20 protein-coding genes are annotated in these 20,071 nt (G+C 30.9%); 6 read left to right on the forward strand and 14 right to left on the reverse strand.

The features are described 5' to 3' along the window. Nucleotides 1-10: 10 nt before the first annotated feature. The 4 genes from ccsA to ACLII3_RS11505 all read right to left on the reverse strand — a co-directional run bounded on the left by ccsA (nucleotide 11) and on the right by ACLII3_RS11505 (nucleotide 6,708). Nucleotides 11-3,154 (reverse strand): cytochrome c biogenesis protein CcsA, encoded by a 3,144-nt coding sequence (gene ccsA, locus ACLII3_RS11490; RefSeq protein WP_412984376.1) that lies wholly within the window; start codon nucleotides 3,152-3,154, stop codon nucleotides 11-13. Between the two features lie 92 nt (nucleotides 3,155-3,246). Next, nucleotides 3,247-4,746 (reverse strand): ammonia-forming cytochrome c nitrite reductase, encoded by a 1,500-nt coding sequence (gene nrfA / locus ACLII3_RS11495; RefSeq protein WP_412984377.1) that lies wholly within the window; start codon nucleotides 4,744-4,746, stop codon nucleotides 3,247-3,249. Next, on the reverse strand, nucleotides 4,736-5,353 hold the full coding sequence (gene nrfH / locus ACLII3_RS11500; protein ID WP_412984378.1) for a cytochrome c nitrite reductase small subunit: 618 nt from the start codon (nucleotides 5,351-5,353) through the stop codon (nucleotides 4,736-4,738). The genes nrfA and nrfH overlap by 11 nt, the downstream gene beginning before the upstream one ends. Before the next feature lie 98 nt (nucleotides 5,354-5,451). Then, complete coding sequence (locus ACLII3_RS11505; protein ID WP_412984379.1) at nucleotides 5,452-6,708, reverse strand: alginate export family protein; 1,257 nt, start codon at nucleotides 6,706-6,708, stop codon at nucleotides 5,452-5,454. 156 nt (nucleotides 6,709-6,864) lie between these two features. Here ACLII3_RS11505 and ACLII3_RS11510 point away from each other — a divergent pair, with 156 nt between their 5' ends. Then, entirely contained in the window at nucleotides 6,865-7,752 is an 888-nt protein-coding gene (locus ACLII3_RS11510; RefSeq protein WP_412984380.1) for a phospholipase A, read from the forward strand. Between the two features lie 160 nt (nucleotides 7,753-7,912). Continuing rightward, entirely contained in the window at nucleotides 7,913-8,863 is a 951-nt protein-coding gene (trxB, locus tag ACLII3_RS11515; RefSeq protein ID WP_412984381.1) for a thioredoxin-disulfide reductase, read from the forward strand. Between the two features lie 49 nt (nucleotides 8,864-8,912). On the opposite strand, the gene ACLII3_RS11520 is transcribed toward trxB, so the two are convergent. The 5 genes from ACLII3_RS11520 to ACLII3_RS11540 form a co-directional block, all read right to left on the reverse strand. After that, nucleotides 8,913-9,755: a GIN domain-containing protein gene (locus tag ACLII3_RS11520; protein ID WP_412984382.1), complete on the reverse strand. Its 843-nt coding sequence runs from the start codon at nucleotides 9,753-9,755 to the stop codon at nucleotides 8,913-8,915. A gap of 122 nt (nucleotides 9,756-9,877) precedes the next feature. Further along, complete coding sequence (locus tag ACLII3_RS11525; protein WP_412984383.1) at nucleotides 9,878-10,603, reverse strand: head GIN domain-containing protein; 726 nt, start codon at nucleotides 10,601-10,603, stop codon at nucleotides 9,878-9,880. 97 nt (nucleotides 10,604-10,700) lie between these two features. Continuing rightward, nucleotides 10,701-12,485: a PspC domain-containing protein gene (locus tag ACLII3_RS11530; RefSeq protein WP_412984384.1), complete on the reverse strand. Its 1,785-nt coding sequence runs from the start codon at nucleotides 12,483-12,485 to the stop codon at nucleotides 10,701-10,703. Further along, nucleotides 12,478-12,822 carry a PadR family transcriptional regulator gene (locus tag ACLII3_RS11535; RefSeq protein WP_412984385.1) on the reverse strand — a complete coding sequence of 115 codons (345 nt, stop codon included), beginning with the start codon at nucleotides 12,820-12,822 and terminating at the stop codon, nucleotides 12,478-12,480. Before ACLII3_RS11535 ends, ACLII3_RS11530 begins: the two co-directional genes overlap by 8 nt. Before the next feature lie 69 nt (nucleotides 12,823-12,891). Beyond that, complete coding sequence (locus ACLII3_RS11540) at nucleotides 12,892-13,350, reverse strand: DUF4870 domain-containing protein (RefSeq protein WP_412984386.1); 459 nt, start codon at nucleotides 13,348-13,350, stop codon at nucleotides 12,892-12,894. A 143-nt stretch (nucleotides 13,351-13,493) separates the two neighbouring features. Between ACLII3_RS11540 and ACLII3_RS11545 the strand changes: the two genes are divergently transcribed. The 3 genes from ACLII3_RS11545 to ACLII3_RS11555 all read left to right on the forward strand — a co-directional run bounded on the left by ACLII3_RS11545 (nucleotide 13,494) and on the right by ACLII3_RS11555 (nucleotide 15,169). Then, nucleotides 13,494-13,949, forward strand: a complete 456-nt coding sequence (locus tag ACLII3_RS11545; RefSeq protein ID WP_412984387.1) for a DUF4442 domain-containing protein — start codon at nucleotides 13,494-13,496, stop codon at nucleotides 13,947-13,949. Nucleotides 13,950-14,004: 55 nt separating this feature from the next. Beyond that, the gene (locus ACLII3_RS11550) at nucleotides 14,005-14,805 is read left to right on the forward strand and encodes a TIGR00266 family protein (protein WP_412984388.1); all 801 of its coding nucleotides are present in this window, start codon (nucleotides 14,005-14,007) and stop codon (nucleotides 14,803-14,805) included. Nucleotides 14,806-14,971: 166 nt separating this feature from the next. After that, a complete protein-coding gene (locus ACLII3_RS11555; RefSeq protein WP_412984389.1) occupies nucleotides 14,972-15,169 on the forward strand; it encodes a hypothetical protein in 198 nt (65 codons plus the stop codon). 27 nt (nucleotides 15,170-15,196) lie between these two features. Here ACLII3_RS11555 and ACLII3_RS11560 read toward each other — a convergent pair whose 3' ends face one another. Continuing rightward, nucleotides 15,197-16,135 carry a LysR substrate-binding domain-containing protein gene (locus ACLII3_RS11560; protein ID WP_412984390.1) on the reverse strand — a complete coding sequence of 313 codons (939 nt, stop codon included), beginning with the start codon at nucleotides 16,133-16,135 and terminating at the stop codon, nucleotides 15,197-15,199. Between the two features lie 105 nt (nucleotides 16,136-16,240). Here ACLII3_RS11560 and ACLII3_RS11565 point away from each other — a divergent pair, with 105 nt between their 5' ends. Beyond that, nucleotides 16,241-16,720, forward strand: a complete 480-nt coding sequence (locus ACLII3_RS11565; protein ID WP_412984391.1) for a Dps family protein — start codon at nucleotides 16,241-16,243, stop codon at nucleotides 16,718-16,720. 54 nt (nucleotides 16,721-16,774) lie between these two features. Here the strand turns inward: ACLII3_RS11565 and ACLII3_RS11570 are convergent, their stop codons facing one another. From ACLII3_RS11570 to ACLII3_RS11585, 4 genes are read right to left on the reverse strand one after another with little or no spacing between them, the layout of a single operon-like run. Further along, a complete protein-coding gene (locus ACLII3_RS11570) occupies nucleotides 16,775-18,106 on the reverse strand; it encodes a DUF58 domain-containing protein (protein WP_412984392.1) in 1,332 nt (443 codons plus the stop codon). Then, on the reverse strand, nucleotides 18,106-18,600 hold the full coding sequence (locus ACLII3_RS11575; protein ID WP_412984393.1) for a hypothetical protein: 495 nt from the start codon (nucleotides 18,598-18,600) through the stop codon (nucleotides 18,106-18,108). The genes ACLII3_RS11570 and ACLII3_RS11575 overlap by 1 nt, the downstream gene beginning before the upstream one ends. A 53-nt stretch (nucleotides 18,601-18,653) precedes the next feature. After that, a complete protein-coding gene (locus ACLII3_RS11580; protein ID WP_412984394.1) occupies nucleotides 18,654-19,016 on the reverse strand; it encodes a DUF805 domain-containing protein in 363 nt (120 codons plus the stop codon). 4 nt (nucleotides 19,017-19,020) lie between these two features. Then, on the reverse strand, nucleotides 19,021-20,070 hold the full coding sequence (locus ACLII3_RS11585; RefSeq protein ID WP_412984395.1) for an AAA family ATPase: 1,050 nt from the start codon (nucleotides 20,068-20,070) through the stop codon (nucleotides 19,021-19,023). Nucleotide 20,071: the final 1 nt, after the last annotated feature.

The following is a 20,071-nucleotide window of genomic DNA, read 5'->3' on the forward strand; positions in this document are numbered from 1 at the left end:
AAATGTATGATTATGCTTTTAAGCGTTTTTGTTTTATAAATGCTGTAGTTGCAATAATTATCATAAATCCTGCGACAAAGTAAACAAATTTAGGAATTGGTACTGGATCTCCAGAAGCATAACTATGTAAGCCAGAAAGATAATAGTTTACACCAAACGATGTCATTATTATAGACCAAAAAGCAAACATACTAGCAGTATTTAATACAAATTGGTTGTTTAATTTAGGTACAAACCTTAGGTGTAATACAATGGCATAAACAATTATACTAATTAAAGCCCAAGTTTCTTTTGGATCCCAAGCCCAATAACGACCCCAAGACTCATTAGCCCAAACACCTCCTAAAAATGTTCCGATAGCCAAGACAAATAGACCAATAGTCATAGAAAGTTCATTGATATAACTTATTTCTTTTATCTTGGTTTCAATAATGTCTTTATTCTTTTTGGTTTTAAATAGTAGTAAAAGTAAAGCCATTAAACCTAATATACATGATAAGGCTAAAGGAGCATAACTACTAACTATGGTTGCCACATGTACTTTTAACCAATACGATTTTAAAACAGGCATTAAGTTGGTAATTTCTGGGTTTAACCAATCTAAATAACTCACGAATAACAGGGTTCCAGAAAACAATGTTGCAAGAGGAAGTGAGAAATCAGACTTTCTAAAAGTTAATAAACCACATAAAGCTAAAGTCCAAGCAACAAAAATCAACATTTCATAACCATTACTCCATGGTGCATGTTGTGCTACATACCAACGTAAAATTATATTTCCTGTAAAGCAAATAAATGCAATAAGTGTTAGTATTATAAATAGATTCCATAATAATTCTACCCATTTTTTTCTAGAAAACATTTTTGCTATTGCCAAGACTAAAAGAATTAATCCAAAAGTGAAAAACACTTGAAATAACCAGAAATTTACTTGTAATTTATTATACCATAACTCAGCATTTATACGCTCTTTTGAAGGAATTATGTCTTTTGCTAGTACACTTTGATATGTTTTCATGTACTCAACTTTATCAAAAGCTTCGTTGTATTTTTTATTTATTAAATCGTTAAAATAACTTGGTAGAATTGACTTAGCAAACCTAGCATCTTCTTCAGGGAAATCATTAAAATGATGTGTGTAGCTAAACCAAGTATTATTTTCATCGTTTTTATTAGGGAAAATCTTTAAGTAATTTCCAACAAACAAATTGTACAAAATATTAAATCGTTCGTCTATGTTTAATATTTCTTTGTCAAACTCACTACGTTCAGCAGGTTTCTTTTGGTTTGCTTCTTCTGTAGCTTCGCTTAAAATATAAGCACCATTTTCATCTAGAAGCTCGTTAAAAGCTATTAGACCATTTTCTCCAAAGGTTTTATCATCGAAAAGTGTTCCTGTTTTTTCAGTATCAACTTTAATAATTGGAATTTGTTGCCAAATATTAGGCGCCATATGTAATGCTAAAAATGTTTGGTTAGCATTGAACTTTATTTCGTTACCATCAACAGGATATTTAAAGTATACTTTTCTTGATATTTTTCTTAAGAATTCAGAAGCTAATGTGTTTATTGGTTTAATACGACCATCTACATCTTGCACTAGCATTTCTCCAAAAAAATCTGCTTGCTGTAAATCTATTTGTTGCGATTTTACTAAAGACTCTACAGACATTTTTGGTGTCTCAGTATTTTCTTGAGCTTCACCATTAAAAGAAACTAAAGAAAACAATGCTAATAAAACTGCTAACTGTTTTTTCTTAAGCTTTTTGAGTTTTTTATTGATAAATTGAAACCTAGAAGTCTTTCCGAAAAATGTGAAGAACATACCTACTGTCATTAAAAAATATCCAATATAAGTAACGATTGTTCCTAATCTATCATGATTAACTGAAAGTACAGTACCTCTTTCATCAGTATCATAACTTGCTTGGAAAAATCTAAATCCTTTATAATCTAATACATTGTTCATATATATTCTAAACGGCGTTTCGGTATCATTGTCAACTATACTAACTTCACTAGCATAAGCCGATGGGCTAGAAGAACCTGGATATCGTTCTAACTGAAAATCATTTAGTTTTATACCAAAAGGTGTTTTTATTGCTGCCGAACCATAAGATACTACAACTCTAATATTATTAAGTTCTACGTCGTGATGTGTTGGTAAAAAACCTTCTCTGTATAAAATATTTACATCTTCATTTTTATCACCAACAGCAACATTTACAACTAAGGCATCATCTTTAACGCTATCGTTGTCTTTTGGTTTTTCAGCAGAACTAATCAGTTCAAATTTACCATTTTCATGATAGGTTAATGGAACAAAAGAAAAGTCTCCAGAACGATACAAAGTACGTAAGTGCATTGGATGTAAAGTGTCTCCAACAAGCTTACCTGCTTCTTGCGTGTTCATTTTAAAAAAATCGATTGTATGAGGAGCTTTGATAGAGAAGAGTCCGTCAGTTTCATGAATTGAAATAATGCCTTCTTTGGTTGTTTCAAACCCAACTTCGTGTTGGTGTTGCCCAATTCTTTCTATTTCCCCTTTTTTTAAAAAGACAGTATTTCTTCCTTCACCAGTAGTTACAACTAGTTGTAAAATAGGTTCTCCACCTTCTTCTGCTTCAACTATTTCAGGTACTGCATCTGCTACAAATTGACGATAAGAAATAGTTACAGGTTGATCATTAAAAGTAGTTTCAAATGAAAAGTCATTATCATCTAATGGTGAAAAAGCTATTTTTTCACGAATCTTTTTAGTGTTTGTACCATCTGTAATAGTTGCTGTTAAAAAATTAGTGTCAGATATTACAATATTTGAAGTGCTACCTTCTCTAATACGCATAATACCACTATAAGACATGTATCTAGTTATACCAGCTCCAAGAATTATTACTATAAAAGCAATATGGAACATTAAAATAGCCCATTTTTCTTTTCGAAGTAATTTATACTTAAAGATGTTTGCAATAAATACAATTGCTAAACCTATTTGAACTAATTCAAACCACCAAGAGTTGTAAATAACTACCCAAGCTGTACTTGTTCCAAAATCGTTTTCTACAAAGGTAGCTGCAGCCATTGCTACTGCATAAACTAGTAATAATAATAACGCTAGAGTAGAAGAGGAAAGTAGTTTGTAAATGCTTTTCATATTAGTGTTTAAAAAAAGAAAGATAACTTTTAAGATGTGTTATTATCTTTTAAAGATATCTTTCTTTTAAGTATTAATTAAACTAAAGTTTATTATTCAGTTCCAGAAGATGTTGATTTACTATCATAAGTTGCTTCACGCTCTTTAGCTTCTTCCAACCATTTTGGTAATAAGTTTTTCTTAAACTCTTCTTTTTCATGCTCCATTTTTTCTGGGTCTAAACCAATATAAAGTTGCGCTTTTTCTTTAGTAGAAATATCTGGCATCTCAACAGGTTTATTATGACCAAGTTCTGCTAATAAACGTGCTATTTTAATACGTCCACTAGTAGCTTTATCAAGACCGCTAGCAATAACTCTTGCTGTTTCAACAGGTGAGTGGAATGAAGCACCATGAGCTGCTGCTGAATAATCCCAACGCCATTGTGCGTGACGAATATCTGTTAAGATACCTTTCATTTGCTCTTCGGTAGCACCTAAATCCCAACATTTTTTTGCTTCAACATGCATTTTTACTAAAGCGTCTTCAAGTTTTAATCTAGCTTCAGTTGATTTACGTTGACGTTCAAAAACGTTATTTTTTAATTTATCAGCATCTTCTCTATGACAAACTTGACAAGCGTTAGCTACATTGTTAAGAGGAGATTGAATATGGTGATCTGTGAATTTTTGTCCACCTTCACTTTTATACGGCATGTGGCAATCTGCACAAGAAACACCTCTGTCGGCATGTACGCCTGTTAAATAAGTTTCGTATCCAGGGTGTTGTGCTTTAAGCATTGGAGCACGACTTAGTTTGTGAGTCCAATCTTTAAATTCTAAATCATCATAATATTTTTCCATGTCTTCAACAGACATTCCGTTTTTCCAAGGGAATTTTAAATAAGGTACACCTTCTTTACCTGGTAACTTTTTGTCAAAATAGTATTCTACGTGACATTGTGCACAAACTAAAGAACGCATTTCTTGATGTGTTGCTTGGTTTATGTCTTTACCCATGGCATCAAAAGCTTCAACTAGTGCAGGACGTGAAATTTTTAACTTCATAGTTTCAGAGTCATGACAATCTGCACATCCAATAGGATTTACTACTTCAGCTCCTTTACTAGACCATTTTCCTTCATAAAACTCAGTTACTCCGTTTTCTGCCATTAAACGAGGTACATCTGGACTTTTACAAGTCCAACAAGTTGATGGCATTGGTCCATCACTATCATTTGTAGGTCCACCAGTTCTTAAAGTGTTATGTAAATCTTCAATTGCGTATTGATGTCCTCTACCTTGGTTATAATCTTTAGCAAATCCATAACCAGCAAAAAGAACTACTAAACGTGTATCTTCTTCTAACATATCACGCATTTGAGCACCACCTTGCAATGATCCAAATGTAGTATCTGCAGTTTGTTTGAATGATTGGTATTCCGCTGGGAAATTTTTACCCCATTCTTCATTTCTAGGCTCATTTTCGCTAATTTCTACTTGCGGTACGTATTGGTACTTAGCTTCATTCTTTCTATTAACAATACTAGAGGCAAGCATACCTAATAGAAATACAACTAATGCTGTTACAATAAAAAGGACTTTATTCTTCATTTTGTTTTTGTTTACTTGTTTGATCTTTTAACCATTGTGGGATTACAGCTCCTTCACTATCGGTTGGAATAGGAGCAATATTATTTTTTATAGTTGATATACCATGAATTTTTCCATGAGGAACTTCTTTGTGGCATTCCCAACATTTTCTATCTGTTCTGTTAGCAGCATGGTCGTTTATATAACCATCATACTTAGTTTGAGTAACTTGTTGAATATGACAACGCATACAATTATCTTGAACTACTTCTTCAGAAGCTTCACGCATAAACATTACTTCAGGTTCTGCTCTTAATGTAAAAACTGACGCATGAAATAAACCATCTTTAGCTTTAAAATAGTACTTGTTCAAAATGTTATCTTGAGGTACGTGACAATCATTACAAGACGCCCACTCTCTATGAGAACTGTGTTGCCAGCTATTGTAAACAGAAGTCATTACGTGACAGTTTACACAAGCTAGAGGGTCATCTGACATATAAGAAACTACTTCAGCTTCTTTAGCCATAAAGAATCCCAATCCTGTCATTACAGCAAGTAAAAATACTGCAACGCTTCGCCATCGAGATTTTTTATCTGGTAATATTTTCTTTTTTTTAAGGTTCAATGCTATGTGTTTTTATAAAGACGATTAAAAAGATAGTTTTAAAATTAGTTATTTTTTTAATCTTTAACAATGTGATTTAGCTTTTAATCAATAAAAAATTAATCATTGCTGCTTTTAAATAGAGTTGGATTAATTGTTAGCATTACCCATCCCCAATTATTAGTATTCCCATCTGTATTTCCTTTAAGTACTTCCATACCATCTCCAGGGAATAAATGAGAATAACCAGCAGTCAACTTAACATTTTTTTGAATTTTATAATTGTAAACGATATCTAATTCGTTACCTAAATTCTTTTCAGAATAATCTGCAGCAGTCGAGAAGTTATGTAAAGCTAATAATAGACTTGACTTTTCATTTAACTTAAATTTTGATTTTAAGTAAATATCTAATAAGCCAACATTGTTGCCATGGTTACCAACATAAAAGTAATCCATTAAACCATTAAACTTGTGGTTAGTTCCATAAAAAGGTGTAAATGCATTGTTGTCTCCATTTGCTGGAGCACCATCGTCATTACCACTTAATAATTCAACACCACCAATTAAGTTTAATGTATTAGAAGCCTTATAGTTTGCGTCAAGAGCTAATAAATAAGCACTTAAACTATTGTCATTTACATCTTTACCAAATTGGTAATATAAATTACTACTTAAAGCAAATTTACCTTTCTTATATTTTAAATGTGTACCAACAGTTTGGCTATATCTAGTTTCGTTATTATCTGCGTCATTTGTATCAATATATTGCATACCATTGTTTAAAAATAAGAAACTAGCAGAGAAGTCTGTCCACTTTTTATTGAACCATGCATATTGTATTGCTTTGTATGTTTTTGGAGTAGTTAGAGTTGTTCCTGTAAGTGCTTCTCCATCTTGGTTAAAAGCAAAACCTACATCAAGTTTAGTTGACTCTCCTTTTACTTTAAAAACAGCTGCATCATGGCTTCTTGCTTGTTGTGCCCAACCAACATTACCCATTATTCTACTGTCATCATATATTATTTCTTGACGACCAACTTTAAGAGCTAGTTTGTTATCTAAGTTAAATTTTGCCCAAGCTTGGTGCACTGCTAAACCATTTTTGTCGGCAGTATTAAGTTGAGAAACATCTCCCCAAACTCTAACATCTTGAAAACTTAAATAAAACTCTAAGTTTTCTAGAGTGTAACCTGCATTTAATCTTGTACGTTGAGAAACAAAAGCAGCAGGATCTGTGTTATCTGGAAATAAAGTTTTAAATCCATGTCTGTATTCAAATCGTGGTCTTACTTCTGCGTCAACTGTAAGTTGTCCAAAAGAGCATGTAGTGTACAATGCTATGATAACTAATGTAAGGTTTTTAAAGTAGTTCATAATTGTTGATTTAATTAAAGTACAAAAATCGTAATATGTTACTGAGCAAAACATGACCAAAGTCATCATTTTGTAAAATTTTAGTTTTTCTTTAAGATTTAAATTTAGGGAATTTTATTACTAATATTGTAAAGATAACATTAACATATGTATTTAATGAGAAGAGCTATTATATTCTTATGTTTTTATGTAAGTATTGTTAATTCACAAGAAACCGTTTTTGAAAAATCTAACAATGCGATAAAAGAAAGTTTAAATGATACATGGTTGTTAGAAGGAACTAATGATGAAATCTTTAAAATAAAAAGTTATAAGCCCATTTATATGATGTTTACTAACTATGTTAGTGGAGTTAATATTGCACCATCAAGTGGAAGTGGTATGAATTATAATGAAGATTCATTTGACTTTATTGATTCTGAGTTAAAGTTTCAGTTAAGTTTTAAAACACGTGTGGTAAATAAGCCTTTTGGGTTGCCTTTAGATTTATGGGCTGCTTATACACAGTCTTCAAGATGGCAAATTTTTAATGGTGAAATATCTAGACCTTTTAGAGAAACGAATTATGAACCTGAGTTCATGGCAGTCTTTAAAACGAATTATAATTTTTTAGGAATGCAAGGGTCTCATGTTTTAGTGTCTTTTAATCATCAAAGTAATGGTCGTTCTAATCCATTTTCTAGAAGTTGGAACAGAATTATTTTTGAAGTAGGCTTAGATAGCGATAACTTTTCGATACTTATTAGGCCTTGGATTAGACTCTCTGAAGATGCAGAGCTAGATGACAATCCAGAAATTGTCGATTTTATAGGAAAGGGAGAGTTGATTTTAGAGCACTATTTTAACAATTTTTCTATTTATACTACTATTAGACATAATTTAAGATTTAACAATAAAAGTGCAGGAGGTATTGAAGCTAACTTGAGATGGCATATTAAAAAGAATTTAGCATTACAAGCCCAAGTTTTTCATGGTTATGGTGAAAGTTTGTTAGATTATAATTATAAACAAACTATGTTAGGCTTAGGATTCTTGTTGAATTAAACTTTAATTTTTTTATCAGAATATTTTAAAATAAGTAGATAAAATAACAAGATTTAGACTCAAATAAATTTGCTCAATATTATAATAAAAACTGTTGATAACTTCTAGGTTAGGATTTACTCAAAAAAGCTACTTTTGTCTTACCTAAAAACAATAAGAAATGTCTGATACAATCGAAAAAGTAAAATGCTTAATAATAGGTTCTGGACCCGCTGGATATACAGCGGCAATTTATGCATCTAGAGCTAATATGTTTCCAGTTTTATATCAAGGAACACAACCAGGAGGTCAATTAACTACAACTAATGAAGTTGAAAATTTCCCAGGTTATCCTGATGGAGTTACTGGACCAGAAATGATGCTAGAGCTACAAGCACAAGCACAACGTTTTGGTGCTGATGTAAGAGATGGTTGGGTTACTAAAGTTGATTTTTCTGGAGATGTACATAAAGTTTGGGTTAACGATACTAAAGAAATTCATTGTGATACTGTAATTATATCTACAGGAGCTTCTGCAAAATATTTAGGATTAGAGTCTGAGCAAAAATACTTAAAGCTTGGCGGAGGTGTATCTGCTTGTGCTGTTTGTGATGGATTCTTTTATAGAAATCAAGAGGTTGTAATTGTTGGAGCAGGAGATTCTGCTTGTGAAGAAGCACATTACCTTTCTAAGTTATGTACTAAAGTAACAATGTTAGTAAGAAGGGATGAGTTCAGAGCTTCTAAAATTATGGCTAACAGAGTTAAGAACACTGAAAATATTGAAATACTTTATAACACTGAAACTGAAGAAGTACTTGGAGATGGTCAAGTAGTAACAGGAGTTAAAGTGAAAAATAATGTTTCTGGAGATACTCATGAAATTCCTGCTACTGGATTTTTCGTTGCTATTGGTCATAAACCTAATACTGATATTTTCAAAGGATTTATTGATCTAGATGAAACAGGATATATTATTAATGTTCCAGGTTCTTCAAAAACAAATGTAGATGGTGTTTTTGTAAGTGGTGATGCTGCAGATCATGTGTATAGACAAGCAGTTACAGCTGCTGGAACTGGCTGTATGGCTGCATTAGATGCAGAACGTTATTTAGCTGCTAAAGAAGGATAGACCTTATTTATTATATATAAAAAAGCCGAAGTGTTAACTTCGGCTTTTTTTATTTTTTTAATTCTTTTTTATGCAGTTTAGCAGTGTCTGTAAATTTATTAATGGTAATTTTTGGATTATCATAAATATATACTTGACTGCTTCCAGAGGCTTCAATAGTTAAACTTTCTGTAACCTGTACTGCTGCATCACTATCTAATTCACAAATTAACTGACAGCTAGTCGAGGTTAAATTTGAACCAATAAAACTTGATGAATTATCGGTGTTTATATTTAAGATAGAAACTTCACCTTCAATTTTAGCTTCTGAACGTTGAAACATGTCTACTTCAATATTTTCTGAATTAATTAAAGCTTCTAACTTACTATTTTCTCCTAATTCTAAAGTTGTATTTGCTGCTGTAAGGTTAAGTTTTACTTTAGCTTTTTCACTATTGATGTGTTTAAATTTTTGAGTTTTAATATTTAAATACGCTCTAGAAGTTCCAGAATTTATAAGTACTACCTCGTCTAGGTTTAATGATGTTAGCGAACTAATTTCACCAGCATCCATAGTTTCTATTTGCTTTAGAGTTTTAGTATAAACAACTTTAATATTTAGCTTTTTACTTGAAGTAATTTTTTTTGATGTTTTAAAACTAAGAACACTATCAGTAACCGAAAAGTCAATAACTTCATGTAAGTTATCATCTGCTTCAACAAAAACCGATGCGCTACTACCTTCAATTAAATCAATCTTAAATTTTTCACCAACCACAATTCTGTTAAACGAATTAATGTTAGTTTCTTTGGAGGTTACATTTCTATCACCTTTTATTTTTTCTTTCTTTTGAGCAAAAGAAACTGAGACAAAAAGTGATAATATAAAGATTAAAAGGACTTTTCTTACCATCATATTCATATTAGTGTTAAACAAATATATACAAAAAACCATCCCAAAGTAATAAAATTACTAATGAGATGGATAAACATGATTGGTTGAATCCCTTAATATCTAAGGAATAAGTTGATTAGTTATTGTTTTCGAATACTACCAGAAACACCGTCCTTTTTTGTTACTTTTTCAGGGTTTCCATAATACTTTATATCGCCACCACTAGAGGCTTTAGCTATTAGTTCCTGAGATGCGTAAACAGTTACATCTGCGCCACTATTAGCTCTAACATCACTAGTTTTTACTTTTAAACCTCCAGCTTTAATATCACTTCCACTTGTAGCTTCGGCATATAGTTTTTCTGCTTTTCCAGATACACGTAAATCACTTCCGCTTGTCGAGTTACACTCTACTACATTTGCTTCAACCTCTATTTCCATATCACTTCCACTTGTAGTAGTAAGTTCAATGTCATCAACAGTTATTACTCCTGTTGAGAATACATCGCTTCCGCTAGTTGAGGTAATTTTTTCAATGTCTGTAAAACTTACCATTACTTTTCTAGAAGCAGCATAGCTAATGTTTTCATCAGCATAAATTTTAAGAACATTATTCTCTACTTTAGTCATAATGATGTCGTGTAAATTTTCGTCTGCTTGAATTTTTAAACTCACATCGTTACTTTGAGTTAAATAGACATCTAGACCTCTACTTACTTTAATTTCGGTAAAGTTGTCGTCTATAGTTCTTTCGGCTGATTGTACATTTCCGTTTCCTTTTACGCCATAGCCACTCATGTCAAAGTGACAAGATGTAAGTGCTAAACCTAATATGGTTGCTACAATAAATTTTGTTAGTGTTGTCATAACGTATTTTTTTGATTGATTTTGAATCAAAATTACTTTTGATTGATGGTTTTTTAAATAGTTTTCTACCGAACTGTAATTTTTAATTACCGAACTGTTAATTGTCTTTGGTTGTGATGCTTATACCTGAAGAGTCAATAGTAGTTTTAACACTTTCTCCTTCTCCAGATATACCATCTTTATTAATTTTTATATTAACGTCTGCATCTTTAATTTCTAAACCGTCTTCATCAAGTTGAAATTTAGAGTCTTCATCTTTTATATTGATATTCAACTTATAATTTTTGTCTTTTGGACAGTCTAAACAAATAACATCATCATTTATTACTTGTAAATAATGCTCTTCAAAGCCATTGTCTAAAATATCTCTATGATATGATGAGTTTCTATGGAAAGTGTAAGTGTTGCCATTAGCGTTAACTATACTACCTTCTGGTAAGTATAAAACCACTTCTACTTCTTGGTCTCTAAATTTATTTTCTACATCAGTTAAAAAATAACTGTTTAATAGAAGCTCGTTGTTTGTAAAGTCATAACTATAATTAATATTACGAGCTCTATCTTTTGCATTTTGATGACTGTTACCTCTAGCATTTTTTTCTACACTTACATAAGCTAAAGAATCTTTAGTTGATCTAAATATTAGCCTAACATTTGAAGAGTAGATTTTCTTTTCGTCATTTTCGTCATAAACAATGTCAAAATCATAATCTCTATAAGTTCCTTTAGAGTATAATTCGTTACCTACCATTTTTACATATAAAGTGTCATTTGCTGTAATATTAATTTCAGACTTATTGGTAACACTCGCTTCTCTTGTAAATTCTGCTGCTTCACGAGCTGCAAAAACAGATAATGTAATAATTGATGCTAACCATATACCTAGTAAAGTAAAGTTTGCAAATTTACCAAGTGGTTTTAGGTTGTTTACTAATATTTTTAACCCTAAAATAAAGATGTAGAAAAATGGAATTCCTACTGCAAATAAAGTTAAAAGCGATACAATCCAAATTGGTAATCCTGATGAGTTAACTACATCTGCAAAATCTACTCCAGGGAAATGGAAAACATCTGCTACTCCTACTGATAGTAAGCCTACAATTAATCCTATTAACGTGGAAGCACCTACTATCATTAAAATAATACCAATAAATTTTGCTACTATTTTAAAGAAAAACATAATAATGTTTCCAAGGGCATCAAAAAATGAACGTGATGTAGATTTAATATTGTTACCTACTTTATCATAATCGCCATTTTTCACTCTGTCTGCAACTTCATCCAGACTGTCTTTAACATTACCAAACCCTTCTTTTACTTTTTCTTCTATATTAGTAATGTTAACAGGCTTTCCCGTCATTGTCAATTTATCTGCTGTTGTTTCAGCAGCTGGCATTAAAATCCAAAGTATTATATAAACAATAACTCCTGTTCCTGCTCCAAAAAATAAGGCTACCCAAATTAATCTAATCCATAAAGCATCTATACCAAAATAATGCCCTAATCCAGCCGACACACCACCAATGTATGCATTGTCAGTATCTCTAAATAATTTTCTACTAGAAGCTGCTGGCCTTGAAGCATAGTGCTTTTTTGGTTCGTCTTCAAAGATTTCTTCGTCAACCATATAATCTTCTGGTTGTCCCATTATAGTAATAACTTCTTCAACTTCTTTTACCGAAACTACTTGTTTGTCGTTTTGTACACGTTCGCTAAATAATTCGGCAATACGAGCTTCAATATCAGAAATGATTTCATTTCTTCCTTGAGGGTCTGTAAATGAACGTTTTATAGCCTCAAGATAACGTTGCAATTTTAGGTAAGCGTCTTCATCTATATGGAAGAAAATACCTGCTAAATTTATGTTGACTGTTTTATTCATTTGATGTAGTTTTTTGACTTGTTACTAGGTTAACTGCGTTTTGTAATTCGCTCCAAGTGGTATTTAATTCGTTTAAAAATAATTTTCCTGTTTCAGTTAATCCATAATATTTTCTTGGAGGTCCAGATGTAGACTCTTCCCAACGATAGTTGAGTAGACCTGCATTTTTTAATCGTGTAAGTAAAGGGTAAATTGTACCCTCCACTACAAGCATCTTAGCGTCTTTTAAAGTGCCTAAAATTTCTGCTACATAAGCATCATCGTCTTTTAATATGGATAATATGCAGTATTCTAGAACGCCTTTACGCATTTGTGCTTTTGTATTTTCTATTTTCATATACTATAGAATTTAAGTTCGTAATAACTGTTCATTTTTTGATTGATTGATTGATTGATTGATGATTTTTTATTTTAAAAAATTGATTGTGATTGGGTATTTATAGGTTTCGCCTTGATTTGCTTTGCTTGTAGCAATTATTATAAATATGATTTCTAAAATAGTTGCTGCAAAGGCTAGTAATATAATGACGAAAATAATTATTGCCATTTGTACACCATATGCACTAGATATATCCATGTCAAAATCATAATGAAACCCATCAAAAATATCTGGAAATATAGCATGGTCTAATACACCAAAAAGGAAAAAAGGAACAGAAACCATTCCTATTATCATTGTGTAAAGCAAAATGCTAATTTGAAAATTGATAGCTTGTTTACCATGCTTATCAATAAAATCAGATTTATCCTTATTCATAGTCCAAAATATTAATGGCATAATAAAATTTCCTAATGGAAAAATGAACTTTGAAAGTGCTGATAAATGTATAACAGCTGCAAGATTTTTATGGTGTGTTGTTAGCATGATTTTAAAACATATAGTAATTTCTATTGCAAATATATGTCTAAAAAAAGGTATTATGCAAAACATAGTAGTGTATTTTAACATAAAATTAACAAATTTAAGTCTCTTATATTTTAACTATTTTAGTTGAAAATTTGACGTAAATGAAGATTACACCTAGTAAACTTAATGCATACCTAATGTTTAAGCTACCTTCTGCATACATAACAGGAGTACGTGCAAAATTTTTGGATGATACCAAATGTATTGTAAGTGTAAAGCATAGATGGATTAATCAAAATCCTTTTAAATCTCTATTTTGGGCTGTTCAAGGTATGGCAGCCGAACTTACTACTGGAGCTTTAATAATTAAGAAGATAGAAGAGAGTAAGAAGAATATTGCTATGCTTTTAGTTAATAATGAAGCTAGTTATTCAAAGAAGGCTACAGGAAGAATCACATTTGAGTGTATAGAAGGTCATTTGATAGACGCTATTATTAAGGAAGTAATTGAAACTGGTGAAGGAAAGCAAATTACTTTAAATGTTGTAGGTAAAAATGCTGATAATATAGAAGTGTCTAGATTTGCTTTTACTTGGTCAATGAAATTAAGATCTTAATTGTAACTTTTACACTTTTATAACAACATATAATTATCAATTAAAAAAATATAAAATGACAGCACACGAAATAGATTATAGAATATATGGTGAAGAAATGCAATATGTGGAGATAGAACTAGATCCACAAGAAGGAGTAATTGCAGAGTCTGGAAGCTTTATGATGATGGATGATGGTATTAAAATGGAAACCATTTTTGGTGATGGTTCTCAAAAGGACCAAGGCTTTTTAGGTAAAATATTAGGAGCAGGTAAACGTATTTTAACTGGAGAAAGTTTATTTATGACTGCTTTTTACAATGTTTTATCTGGAAAACGAAATGTATCATTTGCTTCTCCTTATCCAGGAAAAATTGTACCTATAGATTTAACAGAGTTTGGAGGTAAATTTATTTGCCAAAAAGATGCGTTTTTATGTGCAGCTAAAGGTGTAAGTGTTGGTATAGAGTTTTCAAAAAAGTTAGGTAGAGGTTTATTTGGAGGCGAAGGCTTTATTATGCAAAAGCTTGAAGGTGATGGTATGGCATTTGTACATGCTGGTGGAACAATGGCAGAAAAAACATTAGGGCCAGGAGAAACACTAAGAGTTGATACAGGTTGTATTGTAGGTTTTACTCAAGATGTAAATTATGATGTTGAGTTTGTAGGAGGTATTAAAAATACTGTTTTTGGAGGTGAAGGATTATTTTTTGCAAAGTTAGAAGGACCAGGAAAGGTTTACATACAATCATTACCATTTAGTAGATTAGCTGGTCGTGTATTAGCTAGTGCACCAAGAGCAGGAGGAAAGAATAAAGGAGAAGGTAGTATTTTAGGCGGATTAGGTGATATTTTGGATGGTGATAATAGATTTTAAATTTTCTTTTTGTTAGGCTAAAAACCAATATTTTGGTTGTTAAAGTTTTCCCTAAATTTAAAATCTATCAAATTTTTTCTTAAATTTAGAGTTAGATAATTATAACAAAAAGCCTATAAAACAAATTTACTTTTATTTTTTAATCAATTTAACCTAGAATAATAATATGGCGAGAGCAATGTTTGAGTACACTAAAACTGTGCTTAAAAAAGTGAGTTTCGATACCTCATTATTCTGTAAAGAAGTGCAAAAAGCAATGGAACGCTTGTTGCCTTATGAAATTGAAGAATTGAAAGTTTTTATTCAATCTTTAATTGTACAGAAACCAGAACTGAATCAATGTTTAATTTACTTAAAAGCATAGAGAAAAGCGACCTAAGGGTCGCTTTTTTTATTTAGGTAATGGACTTATAATTTGTACATTTTGAAATGCAATTGCGCCTCTAATTATTCCAGAAATTACAGTTTGCAAAGCTTCTATAATTTGCATCTTTAATTCGCTTTTATGGTATAATAAGCTTACCTCTCTTGCAGGAGAAGGCTCATTAAAGAAATGAAGATTATTTTTTTCCTTTTCTTTAATATCTAATGTATGTAAATAAGGCAATAAAGTCATACCTAAGCCTTCATTAGATAATTTTACTAACATTTCTATGCTACCACTTTCTAATTGGAATTTATCTTCATCATGTTGTTTAAGTGACTTACATAAATTAATAACACCATCTCTAAAGCAATGACCATCTTCAAGTAGTAACATGTCTTCAATCTCTAAATCACTAACATCAATTTTTTGTTTTTCGCTTAATCTATGGTGTTGAGGTACATAAGCTACAAAAGGTTCAAAAAATAGTACGCGTTCTTTTATATTTTCGTTTTCTAATGGTGTAGCAGCAATAGCAGCATCTAAATTACCATCGTTAATACGTTGTATAATTTCTTCAGTGGTTAACTCTTCTATTTTAAGCTTCACTTTTGGATAACGCTTTATAAATGTTTTTAAAAACATAGGTAGTAGTGTAGGCATTACAGTTGGTATAATACCAAGTCTAAATTCACCGCCAATAAATCCTTTTTGTTGATCTACTATATCTTGAATTCTATCTGCTTCGTTAACAATATTTTTTGCTTGATTAACTATTTTCCTTCCTACTTCGGTTAACTCAATAGGTTTTTTACTTCTATCAAATATTTGAATGTCTAACTGGTCCTCAAGTTTTTGAATTTGCATACTTAATGTTGGCTGCGTCACAAAACATTTTTCTGCTGCTTTTGTAAAGTTTTGATGTTCTGCTACGGCAAGAACATAATATAATTGTGTTATTGTCATTTTAATTGATTTAGGCTATAAAGATATAAAAACTATCAATAAAATTTATAGAAATTAACCTTTTCTATAGATTAAATTTGTAGTGTAAAACAAAAACCACAGATTATGACTTTAAATAGTATAGGATTAGATACAGTAAAAGCTAAGGATTTAGCGAATGACTTAAATGAATTATTAGCAAATTTTCAGTTGTATTATCAAAACTTAAGAGGTATACACTGGAACATAAAGGGAAGAGATTTTTTTAATCTTCATGTTAAGTTTGAAGAGCTATATGATGATGCAAATATGAAAGTTGATGAAATCGCAGAACGTATTTTGACACTAGGAGAAACACCTTTGCATACGTTTGAAGATTATGTAGCTAAGGCAAAAGTACCTGTTGGAAAAAATGTTTCTGAAGATGAAAAAGCAGTAAGATTAATAGTAGGCTCTTTAACAGAACTATTAAAGATTGAGAGAGCTATATTGGATAAGGCAGGAGATGCAAATGATGAAGGTACTAACTCAATGATGAGTGATTTTATAACTGAGCAAGAAAAAACGGTTTGGATGATGAAGGCATGGTTAAATGAAAGTATTTAACTAGATTTTGATTAATAGTAGAAGAAGCGATCAGAAATGGTCGCTTTTTTTTATTTATAATAAACCTCTAGATTTAATTTCAAGATATTTATTAATGCTATCGATAGTTAAATTTTGTGGCGTCGTTAATATAGAGTAGATGCCATACTTTTTTAACTCATTTACAATTAGGCGTTTTTCAAAAGCAAACTTTTCTGCAATTACTTTATCGTAAACTTGTTGTACAGTTTCAGCTTTGTTATTTATAAGGTTATTAAGTTCTGTGTTATTAAAAAATATAACCACTAATAAATGGTTTTTTGCTATAGCTTTTAAGTAAGGCAATTGTCTGTGTAAACTATCAAGGGTTTCAAAATTTGTATATAAAAACACTAAACTTCTTGATTTAATATTTCTTTTAACTTCACTATAAAGCTTACTAAAGTCACTTTCGTAAAAATCGGTTTTTACATTATATAAAGCTTCTAATATCATTCGCATTTGGGAGTTACGTCTTTCTGCAACAACAATGTTTTCAGTTTTTTTTGAGAAAGACATCATTCCTGCTTTATCTTGTTTTTTTAAGATAACACTACTAAAAACTAGCGTTGCATTTATAGCATAATCTAATAAACTTAAACCTTCAAAAGGCATTTGCATAACACGTCCACGATCTATAATGGAATAAATAGGTTGTGATTTTTCATCTTGAAATTGATTTACCATTAAATTGTTTTTCTTTGCAGTAGCTTTCCAGTTAATGGTACGTAAATCATCTCCTAGTACATAATCTTTTATTTGTTCAAATTCCATTGTATGCCCTAAACGACGAACTTTTTTTAGCCCAAATTCTACAGAATTTTGGTTGACGTTTAATAATTCAAACTTCTTTAGTTGTTTAAAACTAGGATAGTTTGGCACCATAGCATTACTATTAAATGTATAGCGTTTAGAAACCAACTTTAAAAATGACGAAACATATATGTTTAAATCTCCAAAATGATATTCACCTCTTTCAGTAGGTCTTAAATTGTAATTTATAACATCTTTATTTTGTGCTTCTAAGATAAGTTTAAGGTTAAAATCTCGTTTTTGAAATTGCTCAGGTAATTCGTCAATAATGTTTAAAAATACTTTGAAGCTATAATTGTTTTTTAAATCTATAGCTATGTTGTTATTATCTCCATTAGAGAGTTTATCTGGTAAATTACGCTGCGCTATAATTTTTTGTTTGCCAATAAATAGAATTAAGGTATCTACTATAAAGAAGGCACATAATAGTAGTAAACAAACTTGAGCCACAGGAAATAAGATAGGGTAGAAGTAGCTAAATCCAAATAGTATTACAATAGTAATAGCTGCTTGAAAAAAACGTGGTTCAATATAAAATGGTTTTAAAAAATTCATTAACTAATTCTAGTATTGCTTATTCTACGTAATCTTAAATCTACCTTATGAGATAAATTTCCTAGACTGTCTTTAATATGTTTAATATTTATATCGTAAGTATATCCATAAATTTTAGAAATACTGTCTATCTTTTCTTTATGATATTTTGCGGCTTTTAAATCTCTAGTATATGTGTTAAATGGACCAAAAGCTTTACCTAAAGTAAGTAAACCAACTCCCATAATTATAAATGGTAATTTGGCTATAAATCCACCATCGTATAAATACTTAAGAAGATAAACTCCTCCACCAAATAGTAAAACGGTTATAATTGAAAATATGATAACATGTCCAAATACATCTGTTCTTGTATTTTGAATAGTTTCATAAGTAACATTGGCTTCAGTTATTTGTTGTTTAAAAGTGTCTTCTAACTTAATGACATTGCATTTTACCTTAAAATCTGGTTTTCTATTTATGAGACCACAAGTAATTCCAGTTTTAAAGTCCATGATATTATGTTCACAGAGTCTACAATGTTCAGTTATAAGCATAATCTTAACTTTTAATCTTCTTCTGTTTTTCCTATTTGATCTATTTCTTGATCGTTACCAATACCTTTAGGATTTGGACCATATTGGTTTGGACCATGATCGCTATCAGCAAAAAGTAACCATAAGCCATAAAAAGGTATAATTTGATACCAGCCACTATTACCTCTATCATGGCAGCGTTTAGCACTTTGTGCTATTAAAACATAAATTAGAAATAACACTAATATTATGTATAAATAGGCTGCAAGTTCACTATTAGACTCAGGGCCTATTATAAGGTCTAATAAATTAAGTGATACAAAATAGAAGATATATGTTAAGCCAAATTCTGTTCTTCTAATTCTGCCTTTAAATGACAATACATTTTTAAACATATATTTATCTTGGTATTTCTACAGTTTCAATAATTTGTTTGATTACATCTTTGCTAGTAACACCTTCCATTTCACGTTCTGGAGTTACAATTACTCTATGGTGAAGTACAGGGATTGCAGAGCGTTTTACATCTTCAGGAGTAACAAAATCACGACCTTCCATAGCAGCAAAAGCTTTACTGGCTTTTAATATTGCAATAGAAGCTCTTGGAGAAGCACCTAGATATAAAAATTGGTTATTACGTGTTGCTACTATAAGTTGCGCAATATATTTTAGTAAATGCTCTTCTACTAAAACCTGAGTAACTAGATTTTGATATTCATTAATTTGTTGTGCAGTTAAGAAAGACTCAATCGTATCTGTTTTTTCTTTTTCTTTTAATTCGTGCTCTCTGGTAATAATAGAAATCTCTTCTTCTAAATTAGGATAATCAACATCAATTTTAAATAGGAAACGGTCTAATTGCGCTTCAGGAAGTCTGTAAGTTCCTTCTTGTTCAATTGGATTTTGAGTTGCTAATACCATAAAAGGAGCATCTAGGTTATATTGGTGTCCATCTATTGTAATTTGATGTTCTTCCATAACCTCAAATAAAGCAGCTTGAGTTTTAGCAGGCGCTCTGTTAATTTCATCAATGAGTATCATATTTGAGAAAATAGGACCATGTTTAAAATCAAACTCACTAGTTTTTAGGTTAAATACAGAGGTTCCTAAAATATCACTCGGCATCAAGTCTGGCGTAAATTGAATACGACTAAAACCTACTGCTAATGATTTTGCTAATAATTTAGCTGAAACTGTTTTAGCAACTCCAGGAACACCCTCAATTAGGGAGTGTCCTTTCGCTAAAAGTGAAGCAATTAGCATATCGATCATATCGTGTTGACCAACAATTACTTTACCTATTTCATGTTTAATTTTTAGTACATTTTCTTGCAGTTTTGATAAATCTAAGCGACTTTCAAATTGAACAGAATCTGTTTCTGTATTGGATGTAGAAGTAGCTTCAATGTGCTCTTCTGGGTTGTTACTGCTTTCGTTTTGTGCTTCCATA

This window comes from Pontimicrobium sp. IMCC45349, assembly GCF_047219225.1.
GTDB lineage: Bacteria > Bacteroidota > Bacteroidia > Flavobacteriales > Flavobacteriaceae > IMCC45349.

Excerpts from the sequence above, each read along its gene's own strand:
- ccsA (WP_412984376.1), bottom strand. The coding sequence starts at position 3,154 with ATGAAAAGCATTTACAAACTACTTTCCTCTTCTACTCTAGCGTTATTA.
- trxB (WP_412984381.1), top strand. The coding sequence starts at position 7,913 with ATGTCTGATACAATCGAAAAAGTAAAATGCTTAATAATAGGTTCTGGA.
- ACLII3_RS11560 (WP_412984390.1), bottom strand. The coding sequence starts at position 16,135 with ATGACAATAACACAATTATATTATGTTCTTGCCGTAGCAGAACATCAA.
- ACLII3_RS11505 (WP_412984379.1), bottom strand. The coding sequence starts at position 6,708 with ATGAACTACTTTAAAAACCTTACATTAGTTATCATAGCATTGTACACT.
- ACLII3_RS11575 (WP_412984393.1), bottom strand. The coding sequence starts at position 18,600 with ATGGACTTTAAAACTGGAATTACTTGTGGTCTCATAAATAGAAAACCA.
- ACLII3_RS11580 (WP_412984394.1), bottom strand. The coding sequence starts at position 19,016 with ATGTTTAAAAATGTATTGTCATTTAAAGGCAGAATTAGAAGAACAGAA.
- ACLII3_RS11520 (WP_412984382.1), bottom strand. The coding sequence starts at position 9,755 with ATGGTAAGAAAAGTCCTTTTAATCTTTATATTATCACTTTTTGTCTCA.
- ACLII3_RS11530 (WP_412984384.1), bottom strand. The coding sequence starts at position 12,485 with ATGAATAAAACAGTCAACATAAATTTAGCAGGTATTTTCTTCCATATA.
- ACLII3_RS11525 (WP_412984383.1), bottom strand. The coding sequence starts at position 10,603 with ATGACAACACTAACAAAATTTATTGTAGCAACCATATTAGGTTTAGCA.
- ACLII3_RS11510 (WP_412984380.1), top strand. The coding sequence starts at position 6,865 with ATGAGAAGAGCTATTATATTCTTATGTTTTTATGTAAGTATTGTTAAT.
- ACLII3_RS11535 (WP_412984385.1), bottom strand. The coding sequence starts at position 12,822 with ATGAAAATAGAAAATACAAAAGCACAAATGCGTAAAGGCGTTCTAGAA.
- ACLII3_RS11565 (WP_412984391.1), top strand. The coding sequence starts at position 16,241 with ATGACTTTAAATAGTATAGGATTAGATACAGTAAAAGCTAAGGATTTA.
- ACLII3_RS11545 (WP_412984387.1), top strand. The coding sequence starts at position 13,494 with ATGAAGATTACACCTAGTAAACTTAATGCATACCTAATGTTTAAGCTA.
- ACLII3_RS11555 (WP_412984389.1), top strand. The coding sequence starts at position 14,972 with ATGGCGAGAGCAATGTTTGAGTACACTAAAACTGTGCTTAAAAAAGTG.
- ACLII3_RS11540 (WP_412984386.1), bottom strand. The coding sequence starts at position 13,350 with ATGCTAACAACACACCATAAAAATCTTGCAGCTGTTATACATTTATCA.
- nrfA (WP_412984377.1), bottom strand. The coding sequence starts at position 4,746 with ATGAAGAATAAAGTCCTTTTTATTGTAACAGCATTAGTTGTATTTCTA.
- ACLII3_RS11550 (WP_412984388.1), top strand. The coding sequence starts at position 14,005 with ATGACAGCACACGAAATAGATTATAGAATATATGGTGAAGAAATGCAA.
- ACLII3_RS11570 (WP_412984392.1), bottom strand. The coding sequence starts at position 18,106 with ATGAATTTTTTAAAACCATTTTATATTGAACCACGTTTTTTTCAAGCA.
- ACLII3_RS11585 (WP_412984395.1), bottom strand. The coding sequence starts at position 20,070 with ATGGAAGCACAAAACGAAAGCAGTAACAACCCAGAAGAGCACATTGAA.